10 protein-coding genes, 1 tRNA gene and 1 pseudogene are annotated in these 16981 nt (G+C 70.1%); 9 read left to right on the top strand and 3 right to left on the bottom strand.

Translation table 11 applies throughout. The features are described 5' to 3' along the window. Positions 1-4: 4 nt before the first annotated feature. Positions 5-5491: pseudogene (locus tag SACAZDRAFT_RS09945) on the top strand (type I polyketide synthase); the annotation flags it as partial. 66 nt (positions 5492-5557) lie between these two features. Here the strand turns inward: SACAZDRAFT_RS09945 and speB are convergent. Both speB and SACAZDRAFT_RS09935 read right to left on the bottom strand, forming a co-directional pair. After that, the gene (gene speB, locus SACAZDRAFT_RS09940; RefSeq protein ID WP_005441161.1) at positions 5558-6685 is read right to left on the bottom strand and encodes an agmatinase; all 1128 of its coding nucleotides are present in this window, start codon (positions 6683-6685) and stop codon (positions 5558-5560) included. A gap of 54 nt (positions 6686-6739) precedes the next feature. Further along, positions 6740-6943 (bottom strand): hypothetical protein, encoded by a 204-nt coding sequence (locus SACAZDRAFT_RS09935; RefSeq protein WP_005441160.1) that lies wholly within the window; start codon positions 6941-6943, stop codon positions 6740-6742. Positions 6944-7132: 189 nt separating this feature from the next. Between SACAZDRAFT_RS09935 and SACAZDRAFT_RS09930 the strand changes: the two genes are divergently transcribed. From SACAZDRAFT_RS09930 to SACAZDRAFT_RS09910, 5 genes are all read left to right on the top strand, one after another. Then, entirely contained in the window at positions 7133-8128 is a 996-nt protein-coding gene (locus SACAZDRAFT_RS09930; protein WP_005441159.1) for a daunorubicin resistance protein DrrA family ABC transporter ATP-binding protein, read from the top strand. Then, complete coding sequence (locus SACAZDRAFT_RS09925) at positions 8125-8934, top strand: ABC transporter permease (RefSeq protein WP_005441157.1); 810 nt, start codon at positions 8125-8127, stop codon at positions 8932-8934. Before SACAZDRAFT_RS09930 ends, SACAZDRAFT_RS09925 begins: the two co-directional genes overlap by 4 nt. 57 nt (positions 8935-8991) lie before the next feature. Continuing rightward, positions 8992-10188, top strand: a complete 1197-nt coding sequence (locus SACAZDRAFT_RS09920; protein WP_005441156.1) for a sensor histidine kinase — start codon at positions 8992-8994, stop codon at positions 10186-10188. Between the two features lie 54 nt (positions 10189-10242). Continuing rightward, positions 10243-10881: a response regulator gene (locus tag SACAZDRAFT_RS09915; RefSeq protein WP_005441155.1), complete on the top strand. Its 639-nt coding sequence runs from the start codon at positions 10243-10245 to the stop codon at positions 10879-10881. A 79-nt stretch (positions 10882-10960) separates the two neighbouring features. Beyond that, entirely contained in the window at positions 10961-13867 is a 2907-nt protein-coding gene (locus SACAZDRAFT_RS09910; RefSeq protein ID WP_232286398.1) for an ATP-binding protein, read from the top strand. 68 nt (positions 13868-13935) lie between these two features. On the opposite strand, the gene SACAZDRAFT_RS09905 is transcribed toward SACAZDRAFT_RS09910, so the two are convergent. Next, positions 13936-14008 (bottom strand) — tRNA-Arg (locus SACAZDRAFT_RS09905). 164 nt (positions 14009-14172) lie between these two features. On the opposite strand from SACAZDRAFT_RS09905, the gene SACAZDRAFT_RS09900 reads away from it, so the two are divergent. Genes SACAZDRAFT_RS09900 through SACAZDRAFT_RS09890 form a run of 3 tightly spaced genes read left to right on the top strand, consistent with a single transcriptional unit; the run spans position 14173 to position 16958 of the window. After that, positions 14173-14823, top strand: a complete 651-nt coding sequence (locus SACAZDRAFT_RS09900) for a response regulator (RefSeq protein ID WP_005441153.1) — start codon at positions 14173-14175, stop codon at positions 14821-14823. Positions 14824-14874: 51 nt separating this feature from the next. After that, complete coding sequence (locus SACAZDRAFT_RS09895) at positions 14875-15564, top strand: response regulator transcription factor (RefSeq protein ID WP_005441152.1); 690 nt, start codon at positions 14875-14877, stop codon at positions 15562-15564. Then, positions 15561-16958, top strand: coding sequence for a sensor histidine kinase (locus SACAZDRAFT_RS09890; protein ID WP_005441150.1), 1398 nt, complete (start codon positions 15561-15563; stop codon positions 16956-16958). Before SACAZDRAFT_RS09895 ends, SACAZDRAFT_RS09890 begins: the two co-directional genes overlap by 4 nt. The last annotated feature ends 23 nt before the right edge of the window (positions 16959-16981 follow it).

Genomic DNA, 16981 nt, shown 5'->3' with positions numbered 1-16981 from the left:
AGCAATGAGCAACGAGCAGAAACTCCTTGATTACCTGAAGCGGGTCACCGCCGATCTGCACGAGACGCGCGAACGGTTGCGCGTCGCGGAGGCGTCCACGGGGGCTCCGGTCGCCATCGTCTCCATGGCCTGCCGGTACCCCGGCGGCGCGAACTCGCCCGAGGAGTTGTGGCAGCTCGTCGCCGACGAGGTGGACGCCATCACGCCGCTGCCGGCCGACCGGGGCTGGGGCAACGCGGCCGGCGAGGGCGGGTTCATGGACGACGCCGGGCACTTCGACGCGGAGTTCTTCGGCATCACCCCGCGCGAGGCTCTGGCGATGGACCCGCAGCAGCGTGTTCTCCTCGAAGTGGCGTGGGAGACGCTGGAGCGCGCACGGCTGGACCCGTCGGCGATGCGGGGAAGCCGCACCGGCGTGTTCGTCGGAGGAACCACGTCCGGTTACGGCCTCGACGGCAGCGCGGACCCCGAGCAGACGCAGGGGTACGTGCTGACGGGCAGTGCCCCGAGCGTCCTCTCCGGACGCCTGGCCTACATGCTGGGGCTGGAGGGGCCCGCCCTCACCGTGGACACGGCGTGTTCGTCCTCGCTGGTGGCGCTGCACCTGGCCATGCAGTCGCTGCGGAGGGGCGAGTGCGACATCGCGCTGGCCGGTGGCGTGACCGTGCTGGCCAACCTCGCCGTGCTGGTGGACGCGAGCGGCATCGACGTGAGCGCGTCGCAGGCCCGCTGCAAGGCGTTCGGCGAAGGAGCGGACGGGACGGTCTTCGCCGAAGGCGCGGGACTCGTGGCCCTGGAGCTGTTGTCCGACGCCCAGCGCAACGGCCACGAGGTGCTGGCCGTGCTGCAGGGCAGCGCGATCAACCAGGACGGCGCGAGCAACGGGCTCACCTCGCCGAGCACGGCCGCTCAACAGCGCGTGATCCGGGAGGCGCTCGCGGCCGCCACCCTGACACCCGCGGACGTCGACGCGGTGGAGGCGCACGGCACCGGTACCGCCCTGGGCGACCCGATCGAGGCGACCGCCCTGCTCACGACCCTCGGGCAGGGCAGGCCGGACGACCGGCCCCTGTACCTCGGGTCGATCAAGTCGAACATCGGGCACAGCCAGGCCGCGGCGGGGATCGCGGGGCTGATCAAGATGGTGTACGCGATCCGGCACGGGCTGCTGCCGCGCACGCTGCACGTCGAGCGGCCGACCTCCCACGTCGACTGGTCCACGGGGTCGGTCGAGGTGCTCACGCAGGCGCGTCCGTGGCCGGAGACGGGCCGTCCGCGTCGTGCGGGGGTGTCCTCGTTCGGGCTGAGCGGCACGAACGCGCACGTGATCGTCGAACAGCCTCCCGCCGTGGAACGCATCGCACGGCCCGACCGGCGGATCCCCGCGGCCGTGCCGTGGCTGCTGTCGGCCAAGTCCCCGGCCGCGCTCCGCGCCCAGGCCGCTCGCCTGCACGCCTGCGTCGAGAGCGAGACGGAGCTGGACCCGGTCGACGTCGGGTACTCGCTGCTCACCACGCGGAGCCTGCTGCCGCACCGGGCCGTGCTCAGCGCGGCGACGGCGAAGGACTTCTCCGAGCAACTCGCCGCGCTCGCCGACGGGGAGCCGGTGCCCGGCACGGTGCAGGGCAGCGCGCTGCTCAGCGACGGCAAGCCGGTGTTCGTCTTCTCGGGGCAGGGATCGCAGTGGCCGGGCATGGGGGCCGCGTTGCTCACCGAGTCCCAGGTCTTCGCCGCGAGTGTCCGCCGGTGCGAGGAGGCCTTCGCGTCCTACGTGGACTTCTCGGTCACCGACGTGCTCAACGGGGTCGAGGGCGCGGCCTCCATGGAGCGGCTCGACGTCGTGCAACCGGTGCTGTTCACGATGATGGTGTCGCTGGCCGCTCTCTGGCGCTCCTACGGCATCGAACCCGCGGCGGTCGTGGGTCATTCGCAGGGCGAGATCGCGGCCGCACACGAGGCCGGGGCGCTGACGCTGGACGACGCGGCGCGGATCGTCGCTCTGCGGTCGCGTGCGTTGACGCACATCGCCGGGCGGGGCGCCATGGCCTCGGTGTCGTTGCCGCACGACGAACTGACCGCGCTGGTCGAGCGGTGGGACGGGCTCTCGGTGGCCGCCGTCAACGGCCCCGCGCTGGGCACCGTGGCCGGTGATCCCGCGGCGCTCGACGAGCTGCTGCAGGTGTGCGAGGACCGGCAGATCCGCTGCCGCCGCATTCCCGGCGCGCCGGGGGCGGGGCACTCACCGCAGGTGGAACCGCTGCGCGACGACCTGCTCGCGGACCTCGCCCCGATCCGCCCGGTCTCGACCGACGTCGCGTTCTACTCCACCGTCACCGGCACCCGTGTCGACACGGCGGAGCTGACCGCGGAGTACTGGTACCGGAACATGCGTCAGCCGGTGCTGTTCGAACCCGCCGTGCGGCAGCTGTTCGCCGACGGGCACAACCTCGTGATCGAGTCGACGCCGCATCCCGTGTTGCGCAACGCGCTGCACGAGGTCGCCGACCACAGCGCGTCGGACGAGGTGGTGGTCGTCGGCACGCTCCGCCGCGACCAGGGCGGGCTGCGGCAGTTCCTCGCCGCACTCGGTGAGGCCCACGTCAACGGCGCCGCGATCGACTGGCCGGTCGCCTTCGAGGGCACGGAACCCGAGCCGGTCTCGCTGCCCCCGTACCCCTTCCAGCGGAAGCGGTACTGGCACGAACCCGCCTCCGCGCAGGACGCTCCGCACGGCGGCGACCCGATCGCGGAGCGGTTCTGGGGACTCGTCGCGGACGAGGACCTGGGCGCGCTGTCCGACCTGCTGGAGACCACCGATCGGGACGCGCTCGCCGCGGTCCTGCCCGCGCTGTCCCGCTGGCGCCGGCAGCGCACCGAGGAGCGGACGGTCGAATCGTGGCGGTACCGCGTGGAGTGGCGGCCGGTCACACTCGGCGCTCGCGCGACGCTCGGCGGCGACTGGCTGGTCCTCAGCCCGGCGGAGGGCGGTGTCGGCAGTGACAGCGGCGACAGCAGTGACAGCGGCGACAGCGGCGACAGCGGCGACACTGCCACGGCGATCGTGCGCGTGCTGACCGAGCGGGGAGCGCGCGTCCACGAACTGTCGCCGGCGGCATCGGAGCTGACGCGGGAGGCGCTTGCGGCCCGCTTGTCGGGGCTCGACGGCCTCGACGGCATCGTGTCCCTGCTCGCCTTCGACGCGGACTCGCGCCCCAGCCACCCCCGGTTCCTGCCCGCCTCGGCGGACGCCGTGCTGGCGTTGGTCCAGGCGCTCGGAGACTCCGGACTCGACGCTCCGCTGTGGACGGTGACCCGCAACGCGGTCGCCGTGGGCACCGGTGACGCGCCCGTCGACCCGGTCCAGGCGTCGGTGTGGGGCCTCGGTTTCAGCGCGGCGCTGGAGCACCCGGCGAGGTGGGGCGGCCTGGTCGACCTCACGCCCGCGCCGACCGAGCGCATGCTGCACGCGCTCGCCGACGTACTGGCCGGGGGAGCCGAGGACCAGGTGGCGTTGCGTGCCGGAGGCGCTTTCGGACGCCGACTCGTACACGCCTCCGTCGCCGACGTCCCGCCGCGGCGCTACCGCCCGAACGGAACCGTGCTGATCACGGGTGGGACCGGTGCCCTGGGCGGACACGTGGCCCGCTGGCTGGCCGCCGAGGGCGCGCAGCACCTCGTGCTCACCAGCCGGAGGGGGAGGGAGTCGCCGGGAGCCGACGAACTGGCGGCGGAGCTCGCGAAGCTGGGTGCCAAGGTCACCGTCGCGGCCTGCGACGTGGCCGACCGCGAGTCCCTGGTCGACCTCCTCGACACGCTGCCGCCGCTCTCCGCCGTCGTGCACACCGCGGGCATCGCGCCGTCCATCCCGCTGGAGGAGACCACACCGGAGGTCCTCGCCGAGGTGTACGCGGGCAAGGTCACCGGCGCCGAACTGCTCGACGAGCTGCTCGCCGACACCGCACTCGACGCGTTCGTCCTGTTCTCGTCCTGCGCCGGAGTCTGGGGCGGCATCGGGCAGGCCGCGTACGCGGCGGCGAACGCCCACCTCGACGCCCTCGCACAGCGACGCCGGGCGCGCGGGCTGTCCGCCTGCTCCGTCGCCTGGGGCGGCTGGGACGGCGGAGGCCTCGGCGACAGCCCGTTCCGGGAGCTCATGGCCCGGCGCGGACTCAGGTCGATGCAGCCCGAACTCGCGGTGCGGGCGCTGGCGCAGGCCCTGGACCAGGACGACACCACACTGGCCATCACCGACATGGACTGGTCGGCGTTCGCTCCCGTGTTCACCACCACGCGCCCGAGCACGTTGCTCGCCGAACTGCCCGAGGCGACGCTCGCGTCCGACACCGACCCGGCCGAGTCGACCGCGTCCCGAGCGGACCTCGCCGAGCGGCTTCGCGCACTGCCTCCGGCGGAACGGCTTCCGTTCGTCGTGGAGGTCGTCCGCTCCGTCGCCGCGGCGGTGCTGGGGTACTCGGACGCCGACTCGTTCGAGCCCGACGGCAAGCTGATCGAGGCCGGCTTTGACTCGGTCACGGCGGTGGACCTGGCCCGGCGCCTCAGCGCGCGCATCGGGCAGCGGGTCCGCACCACGGCCGTGTTCGAGTTCGGCACCCCCGTGGAGCTCGCCGGGCACCTGCTGTCGCTGGTGGGCGAGCAGTCGTCGGAGCAGGGGGCGGCGAAGCCCGGCACGCTCAGCGTCCTCTACGAGAGGGCGGGCGAACTCGGCCGGGTCGACGACTTCATCGCCCTGCTCAACACCGCGGCCACGTTCCTGCCGACCTTCGACGGCGCCGACGACCTGGCGGTCGACTCCGCCCCCGTGCGGATGGCCGAGGGCAGCGGGCGCACCCGGCTGGTGTGCGTCCCGCCGTTCGTCGGCAAGACGGGGCCGCAGACCTACGCTCGGTTCGCGGGAGGGCTTCGGGACCAGCGCGACGTGTTCGTGTTGCCCCTGCTCGGGTTCCGCACCGGCGAGCCGCTGCCCGCGAGCGCGGAGGCGCTGCTGGACGTCCATCTCGCGGGCCTGCGGGAGCACGTCGGGCAGGAACCGTTCGCGCTCGTCGGTTACTCCTCCGGCGGAGTCATCGCCCACGCGCTGGCGGCTCGGCTGGAGAACGAGGGAACGCGGCCCGAGGCGGTGATCCTGCTCGACACGTACTCGCAGCTCGACCGGGAGGCCATGGACGACGCCATGGACGACACCTGGCGAGGCCTGATCGAGCGCGACCGCACCGCCGACGACGCGTGGGGCGAGGCGTGGCTGACCGCGATGGGCCGGTACTTCAATCTGGATTGGACCGTGAAACCGATCGACACGCCCACGTTGCTCGTGCGGGCGTCCGATCCGCTCGGGGCCGGTGGACAACCGACCTGGCCGTTGCCGCACACCACCCTCGACGTCGAGGGCAACCACTTCCGGATCATGGAAGACCTGGGTGCCGACACCGCACGCGCGGTCGACCGCTGGCTGACCGAGGTGATCGAGTGCTGAGGTGACCGCTCTCCGTCATCGCGGGCCGGGTCGGAAAACTCTGTCCTGGCCCGCGACCGGAGTGAGTCAGGAACGTCGGGCCGGCATCGCGAAGGGGATCTCCCCCGAGACGACGGGGTGCCGGTAGTCGCGGGTGCTGATACCCGCCTTGCGCATGGCCAGTCCGCTGATCGACTCCAGGATCACGCGACGGGCCAACAGCGCCGTGTGGTAACCGGGGTCGAGGTGCGGGGCGACCTCGACGACGTCCATTCCCACCACGGGAAGTTCGTGGCACAGCCTCCGGAACGCGGTCAGGATCTCCCGGCCCGACAGGCCACCGGGCTCCGGTGTCCCGGTGCCCGGCGCGTACGCCGGGTCGACGACGTCGATGTCCAACGAGACGTAGACGACCTCGGCACCGTCACTGGCCTCCGCGATCACCTTGTCGACCACCGCGGGCAGACCGAGTCGTTCGATCTCGGCCATGAAGTGCGTGTGGATGCCCGCCTTGCGCATCCAGTGGAACAAATGGTTGTCCGGCGAGCCGGGAGTGCGGATGCCCGCCTGCACGATGTTGTGGCCGGGGACGCCCAGCTCGTTGACCAGACGCCAGATCGTGGTCGCGTGCGTCTTGGTGTGCCCGTAGATCTCTTCGTGGCAGTCCGGGTGGGCATCGAAGTGGACGACGGCGAGCTTGTCGGCGCCGTACTTCTCCACCAGCGCCCGCACGTTGGGCACCATGACGGAGTGGTCTCCGCCCATGACGATCGGCACCGCGCCGACGTCGAGCACCTCGGAGACCACCTGCCCGATCGTCCGCTCGGTGTTCTCGATGCTCCACAGGTCGACGGCGGCGTCGCCGTAGTCGACGACGGTCAGCTCGTCGAACGGCTTGATGCGCGTACTGGCGTTGACGAGGTCGGACGTGTTGTTGAACAGGTACCGCTCGTCCGCGCGCAGAGCACGGGGCCCGAAGGCGGCACCCCGATGGCCGGTGGACGTGTCCACCGGGGCGCCGAGCACGGCCACGTCGACATCCCCCGCGCGGAGGTCTTCAGGAGTGAGACAGATCGGAAGGCTCATGAACGTCGGAATGCCGACGTACGCCGGCTGGTTCGCGTTGCGATGGACGTTCAGCGGTCCCGGATCGCGTGAGGCCTGCTTGATGGGATAAGGCCAGCTGGCGTTGTCGTCGGTGTGTTCCGACTTCACACTCAAACCCCCAGTATTCGTTTGCGCGTGGTTCGGTCCGGAGATGCCGGGTTTCTACCGCTTCGATTTGGTCAAATAGGGCACACCGACCGCCAGCACGCCGATGATGATGAGACCGATGCTGATGGGGATCTCGAAGCCCTCCAGCGCGTCGATGTAGTTCACCAGGAACCAGCTGTCGCCGCTGTTCTCCTGGAGGTTGTTGATCAGTCCGCCGATGCCCTGGACGGCGAACAGAATTCCGATCAGTTCGAGCATGTCGATGTCCTTCCCAGACTCTTGCTACCGACCACTCTAGAGTCGGGGCGGGCCGACGGTGAATCGTCAATCAGTATCGGTGCTCTCATCCCTTCGGAGGAGCGCGCGACCCGCGAGATTCGATCTCGCGGCCGAGTCGTCCGATCTCGCGCCTCTCGGGTGAAGGCAGGCCACGAGGAGGACGACCCCATGGACACACTGCGTGCCGGCCCGGCGATCGAGACAGTCGGACTGGTGAAGGAGTTCGGTGCGCACCGCGCGCTCGACGGGCTCGATCTGGTGGTCGAGGCGGGAACCGTGTTCGGGCTGCTCGGCCCGAACGGCGCCGGCAAGTCGACCGCCGTGAAGGTGCTGGCCACGCTGCTGTCGCCGACGAGCGGGACGGCGCGGGTCTTCGGCCACGACGTCACGCGCGCACGCGACGAGGTGCGCTCCAGGTTGAGCGTCACCGGGCAGTACGCCTCCCTCGACGACGTCCTGACCGGTGAGGAGAACCTGGTCATGCTGTCCAGGTTGTTCGGCTACGGCCGGAAGGGAGCGGTGAAACGGGCGAAACAGCTGCTGGAGGCGTTCCGCCTCACCGAAGCGGGCGGCAGGCAGGTCCGGACCTATTCCGGTGGTATGCGCCGCCGCCTCGACATCGCCGCCAGCATCGTCCAGTCGCCCGACCTGCTGATCCTCGACGAACCGACCACCGGGCTCGACCCGCGCAGCAGGAACGAGGTTTGGGAGATCGTCCGCGACATCGTGGCGGAGGGCGCGACCGTCCTCCTCACGACCCAGTACCTGGAGGAAGCCGACCAGCTGGCCGACCGCGTGGCGGTGATCGACCGTGGCCGCATGGTCGCCGAAGGCACCCCCGGTGAGCTGAAGGCCTCGACCGGGGCGGGCACCATCCACGTCCGCCTCGTCGACGTCGACGACGTCGACGCCGCCACCGACGTGCTCGCCCGCTCGATGACCACCCCGGTGCGAACCTCGGCCGATCCGCTCGTCCTCACCGCGCTCGTCGAGGCCGAGGGTGCGGAGAAGCAGGCCGCCGTGGTGCTCGGCGAGCTCGCCGCGGCCGGCATCGCGGTGGACAACTTCACGCTCGGCAGGCCCAGCCTCGACGAGGTGTTCCTCGCTCTGACCGACCGTTCCAGCACCCCCGACCCCGAGGAAGCGAAGGCCACCGCCCGATGACCACTCCCGCACTGAAGTCCGTTCTCGCCGAAGGCAAGTCGATGTCCCGCCCGAGCGCTCTGTCGGCCTCGCTGACCTTCGGCTGGCGATCGATGTTGAAGCTGAAGCACATTCCCGAACAGATCTTCGACGTCACCGTGTTCCCCGTCCTGATGACGCTGATGTTCACCTATCTCTTCGGCGGCGCATTGTCCGGCTCGACCGGTGACTACTTGCAATTCCTGCTGCCGGGAATGTTGGTCACGAGCGTCGCCATGATCACCATGTACACCGGAACCGGTATCAACAGCGACATCAACAAGGGGATCTTCGACCGCATCCGGACGTTGCCCGTGTGGCGCCCGGCCGCGCTGGTCGGCGCGCTGCTCGGAGACGCGGTGCGCTACTCGATCGCGGCCGTCACCATCCTGCTCCTGGGATTGTTGATGGGTTTCCGGTCGGACGCCGGCATCCTGCACGTCCTCGCGGCGATCGGGGTGCTGCTGGTGTTCGCGTTCGCGTTCTCGTGGATCTGGACGATGTTCGGGCTGCTGCTCCGCTCGGAGAAGTCCGTCATGAGCATGAGCATGCTGGTCGTCATGCCCGCGACCTTCCTGAGCAACGTCTACGTGCTGCCGGAGACGATGCCCGGCTGGCTGCAGACCGTGGTGGCGGCCAATCCCATCACGCACACCGTGTCGGCCGTTCGCGGCTTGCTCACCGGCTCGGTGCCGATGGGGTGGATCCTGTCGACCCTGGCCATCTCCGCCGGTATCACGCTGATCTTCGGGTTTATCAGTATGCGTCTGTACAACAGCAGGGAGTGACTCGAGCTCATTATCTCGGAGGATGTTTTTCTCGGCGCCATGTGATCGGATATCGGAGTGACCTCGATCATCAGCTCGGTGTTTCGCCGCTTGCCGAAAGAGCGCCAGGACCAGGTGATCGTCCTGGGCTACTTCGTCCTCGGCAGCGTTCTGTACCTGACCGGGATCTACCCGGTGCTCGATCACGGTGACGCCCCGATCTGGCAGCGGATCGCGCTCCTGTTCGCGATCTGCGTGCCGTTGCTGCTGCGGCGGAAGGCTCCGCTGCTCGGTATGGCGATCGCGGTGTTGCCGCTCGCCGGGGATCTCGCGCTCGGCCTCTCGGCGCCGATACTGATCGTCTTCGGCGACCACCTGTACTCCGCGGTGCTCTACAGCTCCCGGCAGGTGAGCCGGACCATCGCCGTGCTGGGCCCGATGTGCGTGCTGGTCGGCACGGCACTCGCGCTGGCACTGGTGCCCAGCTGGCGGTTGGCCATCTTCCTCGTGGTCGCCGTCGCGCCGTTCATCGTGATTCCGGTGTGGTGGGCCGCGAACATCCGCCAGCACCGGGCCCTGCTGGCCTCCGAACGAGCGGCCTCCGAGCAGCTGTCTCGTATCGCGGAGCTCGACCGCAAGGCCGCGGTCGGGGCCGAACGCGCCCGCATGGCCCGGGATCTGCACGACGTGGTCGCCGGACACCTGTCCGCGATCGCCATCCAGTCGCAGGCCGCGATGTCGCTCAAGGACCCGGAGACGGTGAGCAAGGTGCTGGCCTCCGTCAGGGAGAACAGCGTCAGCGCCCTCACGGAGATGCGGGCCATCATCAAACTCCTGCGGGCGGAGGACGCCGCCACCGAGGACAACGTGTCGCCGCCTCGGCTCGCGGAACTGTCCAAGCTGATCGAGTCGGCCACCGCGGCGGGCATCCACGTCGAGGTCCACAACGCGTTGGACGACGCCGGCGTGGAGTTGCCCGCGGCGGTGGACCTCGCCGCCTACCGGATCGCGCAGGAGGCGTTGACCAACGCCATCAAGCACGCACCCGGTGCGCGCGCCTCGGTGTCCATTCGACACAGCGAAGGCATGATCACGCTGGAGATCAGCAACGAGCTGGCCGAGGAGACGACCAGTGGTGACACCGGCATCGGCCTGCTCAACATGAGGGAACGGGCCACGGCCATCGGCGGTTCGTTGTTCGCCGGGCCGGCGGAGCGGGGTTGGCTGGTTCGCGCGGTGCTGCCGGTTGAGAAGATCGGTGCGGTGGCGTTGTGATGGGCTTGCCCGGACGCTCGTGGACTCGTCGCAACAAGGCTTGAGGGGGTACAGGTGACCATTCGTGTGCTCGTCGTCGACGACTACGGTGCCATCAGGGCCGGTCTCGCGATGATCCTCAACGACGCCGAGGGGATCTGCGTGGTCGGTGAGGCCGCCGACGGCGCCACGGCCATCAGCCAGACCAGGGCGTTGCGACCTGACGTCGTGTTGATGGACCTCCGGATGCCGGGCGTCGACGGCATCACCGCGACCCGGGCCATCGTCTCCGAAGGGCTGGCCCAGGTTCTGGTGCTCACCACGTTCGACCTCGACGAGGACGTGTACAACGCCCTGCGGGCCGGTGCGAGCGGTTACATGCTCAAGTCGGTGGACGCGCCGAAACTGGTGGAGGCCGTGCGGGTCGTGGCCAAGGGCGAGGGCGTGCTGTCGCCGGTCATCACCCGCAAGCTGATCAACACGTTCGCGGCCACGGCACCTCCTCCCTCCACCCCGGCGGTCAACCTCGACGGACTGACCAAGCGGGAGCGTGAGGTGTTCATGTGCCTCAGCGAAGGGCTCTCCAACGCGCAGATCGCCAGCCGGTTGCTGATCGCCGAAACCACGGTGAAGACCCATGTCTCCAACGTGCTGAGCAAACTCAATCTGCGTTCCCGGGTGCAGGCCGCGATCGTCGCTCAGGAGATGAGCTGAAGCCGTCGACCCGGCACTTCCGACATGCCGCACGGCTGTGCCTCCACCGTTCGCGATGATGGACCACGACTCAGGACAGGTGACGCGACTGATCGGCCGGGACGAGCCGCTCGGCCGGGTGCGTGGTGCGATCGAGCAGGGCGGGCTCGTGCTCGTCACCGGCGAGTCGGGGATCGGCAAGTCGGCGCTGCTCGACGTGGTGTTGGCCCAGGCGCGGCGCGACGGCGCGCTGGTCGCCGCGGGCTCGTGCTGGTCCTCGGCGGGGCAGACGTGGCCGCGACTGCTGCGCACGTTGCCGGGTGTTCCGAGCACGCCCGGCGACGGCGTGGACGCGGTGGCGAGCGGCTTGGTGGACCTCGCCCGGCGCAAGCCCGTCGTGATCGCGCTGGACGACCTGGACCACGCCGACCGGACCACCGTCGAGGTGCTGAGTTTCCTCGCCCGGCACACGCGGTTCGAGCCGGTGACGTTGCTCGGTGCGTGTGCCACTCCCGAACCGGACTCGGCCCTGGTGCCGCTGTTCGCCCGAGCCCGCGTGATCCCGTTGAAGGGGCTGGAGCTTCCCCACGTCCGCGACCTGGTCGTCGAGGTCACCGGCGAGGCCCCGGATGCCGACGTGGTGGCCGGTATCCACCGGCGCAGCGGGGGCAACCCGTCCTTCGTCGACGAGCTGGCCAGGCTCTGGTACACGACCGGGTCGACGACCGCGGTCACCCCCGCCGTCCGCCGCACCGTGCGTTCCTGGCTCGACCGGCTGCCCGAGCCGGTGGTGCGGGTGCTGTCGGCGGCGTCGGTGTTGGGCCACGACTTCCACTGCGACGTCCTGTCCCCGTTGACCGGGGACCCCGTTCCGCGGATCCAACGCCTGCTCGACACCGCCCTCGGCCTGGTGGTGTGGCAACCCGACGGTCGGTGTCGCTTCGCGCACGGGGTCGTGCGCGACACGCTGTACGAGAGCCTGGACGAGGCCGAGGTGTCTCGGCTGCACGCCGCCGCCGTGGGCGCGTACGAACGGATCCCCGGCAGAGCGGGAGGCCGGTTCCCCAGCGAGGTCGCCCACCACGCCTATCTCGCGGGCACGGAGCTGGACCGGTCCCGAACCCTGAAGTACCTGCTCGCCGCCTCCAGGGATCCGGGACGTCGACTGGCACCGGACGACCGGATCCGCCACTACCGCCGCGCGCTCGAACTGGTCGACGACCCGCACACCAGAGTCAAGGTGGCCCTGGACCTCGTGCACGAGCTGCGGTTGGCCGGCGCGGACGGGCAGGCGTGGCCGATGTTCCACGAAGCGGCCGCGCTCGCGAGGGAACTGGACGACCCTGAGCTCCTGGCGCGGGCCGCCCTCACGTTGTACCGCGGCCCGGGCGGCGACGGCATGATGCTCGCCGAAGCCCACACCCGGCTGTTCGGTGAGCTGTCCGGCAAGCCCGCCGCCCCGGACCTCGCGGGCCGGATCGCCGAGCAGATCGCCCGGCTGGCCCGCAGCAAGGGCGACGACGAGGCGTTGGGGTTCGGACTCTCGGCCCGGCACGACGTGATCTGGGGTCTCGGCACCGCGGCGGAGCGCGAGCGGCTGGCCGGGGAGCTGGCCGCCGTCGCTCGACGCACCGCGGACGCCGAGATGGAGCAGTACGCGGCCGACTTGCGCTGGGTGGCGCTCCTGGAGCTCGGCGATCCCGCCTACGTGGACCACATGCACCGGTTCATCGCACTGGCCGAGAGCACCCACGGGCCGCGAGCCAGCGCGGTCGCGATCGCCGACCGGAGCATCGTGGCCGCACTCACGGGCCGGTTCGCGGAGGCCGAAGCGCTCCTCGACGAGCTGAGCAGGCACTCGCATCCGGCGTTCATCGCCCACCACCTGCGCTGGACGTTGCTGTTGCAGCAGGGCAGGTTCGACGAGCTGGCCCGGTTCCACGAGGAGCTGGGCGAGGATCATCCGTATCGCAGGCTCATCGAGGCGATCACCGCCGTGCAGGCGGGCGACACGGCTCCGGCGGCGCGCTATGTGGCGGAGCGTCCGGAACTTCCTCGGATGGTCACGCCCCTGTGGTTGCGGCTGCAGGCGGAGGTGGCCGTGGCGAGCGAGGACCCGGAGTTGCGGCGTCGAGCGCGCGCGGAGCTGGAGCCGCACGAGGGCCTGTGGCTGGTGTCCCTCTACGGCGGGGACATCAGCGGTCCGGTGGCGCTGTGGCTGGCCGCGCTGGACGCCGCCGAGGGCGACTGGGACGCCGCGACCTCGGGGTTCCGCGAGGCGCAACGGTGTGCGGACATTCTGGGTGCGGTGCCGTGGTCCCTCGAAGCCAGGGCGGGCCTCGCCGAGACGTTGCTCCTCCGGGGGGACGTCGACGCCGGTCGGACGTTGCTCGCCGAGGTGGAGCACGAGGCGACTCGCATCGGAATGCGGCGCCTGGTCGATCGGATCGAGCGAATCCGTGCGACACAGCGGAAACCGGACGCGGAGTTCCGGCGGACCGGCGAGGTCTGGCGCCTCACGTTCGGCGGTGTCACGGCCCACCTGCCCGACGCCAAGGGGCTGCGGGACCTGCACTCGCTGCTCGCCGCCTCGGGCGAGTACGTGCCGGCGCAACGCCTGCTGTCGACGAGCCTCGGTCCGCTGCCGGGCGCGGACCCGGTGCTCGACGAGACGGCGAAGGCGAACTACGCGCGCAGGATCACCGAACTCGACGCCGTCATCGAACGAGCGACACACCTGGGGCAGGAGGACCGCGCCCTCGCGGCCGAGCGGGAACGGGACGCACTCCTCGACCAGTTGCGCGCGGCGACGGGCTTGGCGGGCCGCACCCGGCGGCTGGGCGACGAGGCGGAGCGGGCGCGCAAAACCGTGACGGCACGCATTCGCGACACCCTGCGCAAACTCGACACGCAACACCCGGAACTGGCGCGCCACCTCCGAGCGAGCGTCGTCACGGGCACGAGTTGCGCTTATCAACCCGAGAAACCGGTGCGCTGGCGTTTGTGAGCCCCTGCTCGAAAAGTTTCACTGCGCCACGACTGACCTGGGGGCTTCGGCCTCGGGCCTGACTTGGGCGCCCCCGGGAGGATTCGAACCTCCGACACCCGCTTTAGGAGAGCGGTGCTCTATCCCCTGAGCTACGAGGGCTGACGAGTTCTTGACTCTACGCACACCTTAGCGCGTCGGCCGGTCCACGGTGTGAGCGGGACCTTGACGGAACGCGGGCCGCTCACTGTAATACCTCCACTACTTATCAGTAACCGCTTTGTGACTGGGCGCGGAACGCGCTCCGTCGGCTGCCGGAGGCGCTGTTGATCAAGGTGATGTTCGCCGACGACGAGGAGCTGGTCCGGTCGGGGCTGCGCGCGATGGTGGCGCCTGCTTCAGACATCGAGGTCGCCGGCGAGGCTGCTGACGGCAGAACGGCGGTCGAAGCCGTGCGGCGATTCCATCCCGACGTCGCGTTACTCGACATTCGCATGCGCACCCCCGACGACGGTATTCGGGCGTTGCGGGCGATCCAGACGTTGCCCAACCCTCCCGTCGTCGCCATGCTGACGACCTTCGACATCGACGAGTACGTGAGTCTCGCGTTGCGGTTCGGGGCGAACGGCTTCCTGCTGAAGGACATCGAGCCCACCATGCTGGTGCGCGCGATCCGCGACCTCGCCCGCGGCGGAGCCGTGCTCGACCCGAGCGTCGCCGCGCGCATGGTCAACGCCCATCGCGACGGGCAGCGCGCTTCGGCCCCCGCTCGCGAGCTGATCGCGTCGTTGTCGGAGCGGGAACGCGAAGTGGTGACGCTGATCGGGCAGGGACTTTCCAACGCCGAGATCGGCAGCCGGCTTCACCTGTCCGAGGCCACCGTGAAGGGCTATGTCTCGGCAGTGCTGTCGAAGATTGGTGCGGCCAACCGGGTGCAGGCTGCCCTGCTCGCCTACCGGGGCGGTCTCGTCGACTGACGGATCCACGTCGTTAAGGAGCTTCTCAGCCATCGGGGCCAGACTGGACCCATGCGCATTCTCGTTGTGGACGACGACCGGGCTGTCCGGGAGTCGCTGCGGCGTTCGCTGGAGTTCAACGGCTACCAGGTGGATCTCGCCGGTGACGGCGCCCAGGCACTGGAGAAGGTGGCCGCCGATCGTCCCGACGCCATGGTGCTCGACGTCATGATGCCGCGGCTCGACGGCCTCGAAGTCGCGCGTCGGCTACGCGGCGTCGGCGACGATCTGCCGATCCTCGTGCTGACCGCGCGGGATGCGGTGTCCGACCGCGTGGCCGGGCTCGACGCGGGCGCCGACGACTATCTGCCGAAGCCGTTCGCGTTGGAGGAACTGCTCGCGCGGTTGCGTGCACTCCTGCGCAGAGCGGGCCAGGACGGCGAGGAGAGCGACGGCGACGTCCTCACGTTCGCGGACCTCACGCTGAACCCGAACACCCGGGAGGTGTCCCGCGGAGGTCGACAGATCAGCCTCACGCGCACCGAGTTCGCGCTGCTTGAGCTGTTCATGTCGCGGCCGAAGCACGTGCTCGCCCGTAACCGGATCCTCGAAGAGGTGTGGGGCTACGACTTCCCCACCTCCGGTAACGCCCTCGAGGTCTACGTGGGGTACCTGCGGCGCAAGACGGAGGCTGAGGGGGAGCCCCGACTGATCCACACCGTGCGTGGCGTCGGCTACGTGCTGCGGGAGACCCCGCCGTGACGAGCGGTCCGGAGCTGGAGGCGCGTCCACAGCCGAGACGCAGACGCTTCTCCCTGCGGGCGCGCGTGTCGTTGCTCGCGGCCGTGTGCGTGGGCTGCACGGTGGCGCTGGTGTCACTCGGTGCCTACGTCACGGTGCACCGCAATCTGTACGCGGAGTTCGACGAGAACCTGCTGAACCGCGCGCAGGCCGCAGTGGAGAGCCCGTCCGTCGAGACCCGGCTGCAGTCCGTGCCGGGCGCGTTCCTGGTCAGTAGTGACATCCACATCGGGCTCCTCACGGCACGGGGGGAGCTCGTCTACCCACGTGCGGGAACCCCGCCCCCGTGGGGGAGGAGCGAACTCGCCGTCGCCGACGGGTCGAGCGACTCGTCGCTGCGGACCGACGAGAGCACCGACATGCGGGTCGTCGCGCTGCCCGCGGGCAACGGCGTCGCGATGGTGCTCGCCCAATCGCTCGCCCCCACCAAGCGGACTCTCGGCGAGCTGGCGCTGGTGCTGCTGTTCTTCGGTGGAGCCGGGATTCTGGTGGCTGCGGCGGCGGGAACGGCGGTCGCCAGGGCGGGGCTGCGTCCGGTGGAGCGGCTGACCTCGGCGACGGAGCGCGTCACGCGCAGCATGGACCTGCGGCCGATCCCCGTGAGCGGCGACGACGAACTCGCTCGGATGACGCAGAGCTTCAACACGATGCTGTCGGCGGTCGCGGAGTCGAGAGATCGGCAGCGTCGGTTGGTGGCCGATGCCGGTCACGAGTTGCGCACGCCGCTCACGTCCTTGCGCACGAACTTCGAACTGCTCCTCGCCGCGAGCCGCGAGGGGGCGCCCTCGTTGTCCGCTCGGGACCGCGCGGACATCGAATCGGACATCCGCGCGCAACTCGACGAGGTCACCCAGCTCATCGGCGACCTCACCGAGTTGTCGCGCGAAGACAGCGCCACGGACACCACGGAACGTGTCGATCTCGTCGAGGTGGTCGAACGCGCGCTCGACCGGGCTCGGCGCCGAGCCGGGACGATCGATTTCCAGGCCGACCTGCAGCCCTGGGTGCTGACGGGCGACTCTCACGCACTCGAACGCGCGGTGTTGAACCTGCTCGACAACGCCGTGAAGTTCTCGCCGCAGAACTCCGTCGTCCATGTCGCCCTTCGTCCGTTGGGCGATGGCACGGCCGTGGTCGAGGTGTCCGACTCGGGCCCCGGAATCGCACCCGAGGACCTGCCGCACGTGTTCGACCGCTTCTATCGGTCCAACGAAGCCCGCACGATGCCCGGGTCCGGGCTCGGTCTGGCGATCGTCAAACAGGCCGCCGAGCGGCACGGCGGTACGGCCTACGCCAACAACAAGCCGGAGGGTGGGGCGCTCATGGCCCTGCGTCTTCCCGGGATTTCCGGCTGACGTCGGCGCGGTCCGCGGTACCG

The organism is Saccharomonospora azurea NA-128 (assembly GCF_000231055.2).
Taxonomy (GTDB): domain Bacteria; phylum Actinomycetota; class Actinomycetes; order Mycobacteriales; family Pseudonocardiaceae; genus Saccharomonospora; species Saccharomonospora azurea.
Note: the sequence above shows the minus strand (reverse complement) of the source record. Positions and strands in the feature narration are given on the sequence as shown.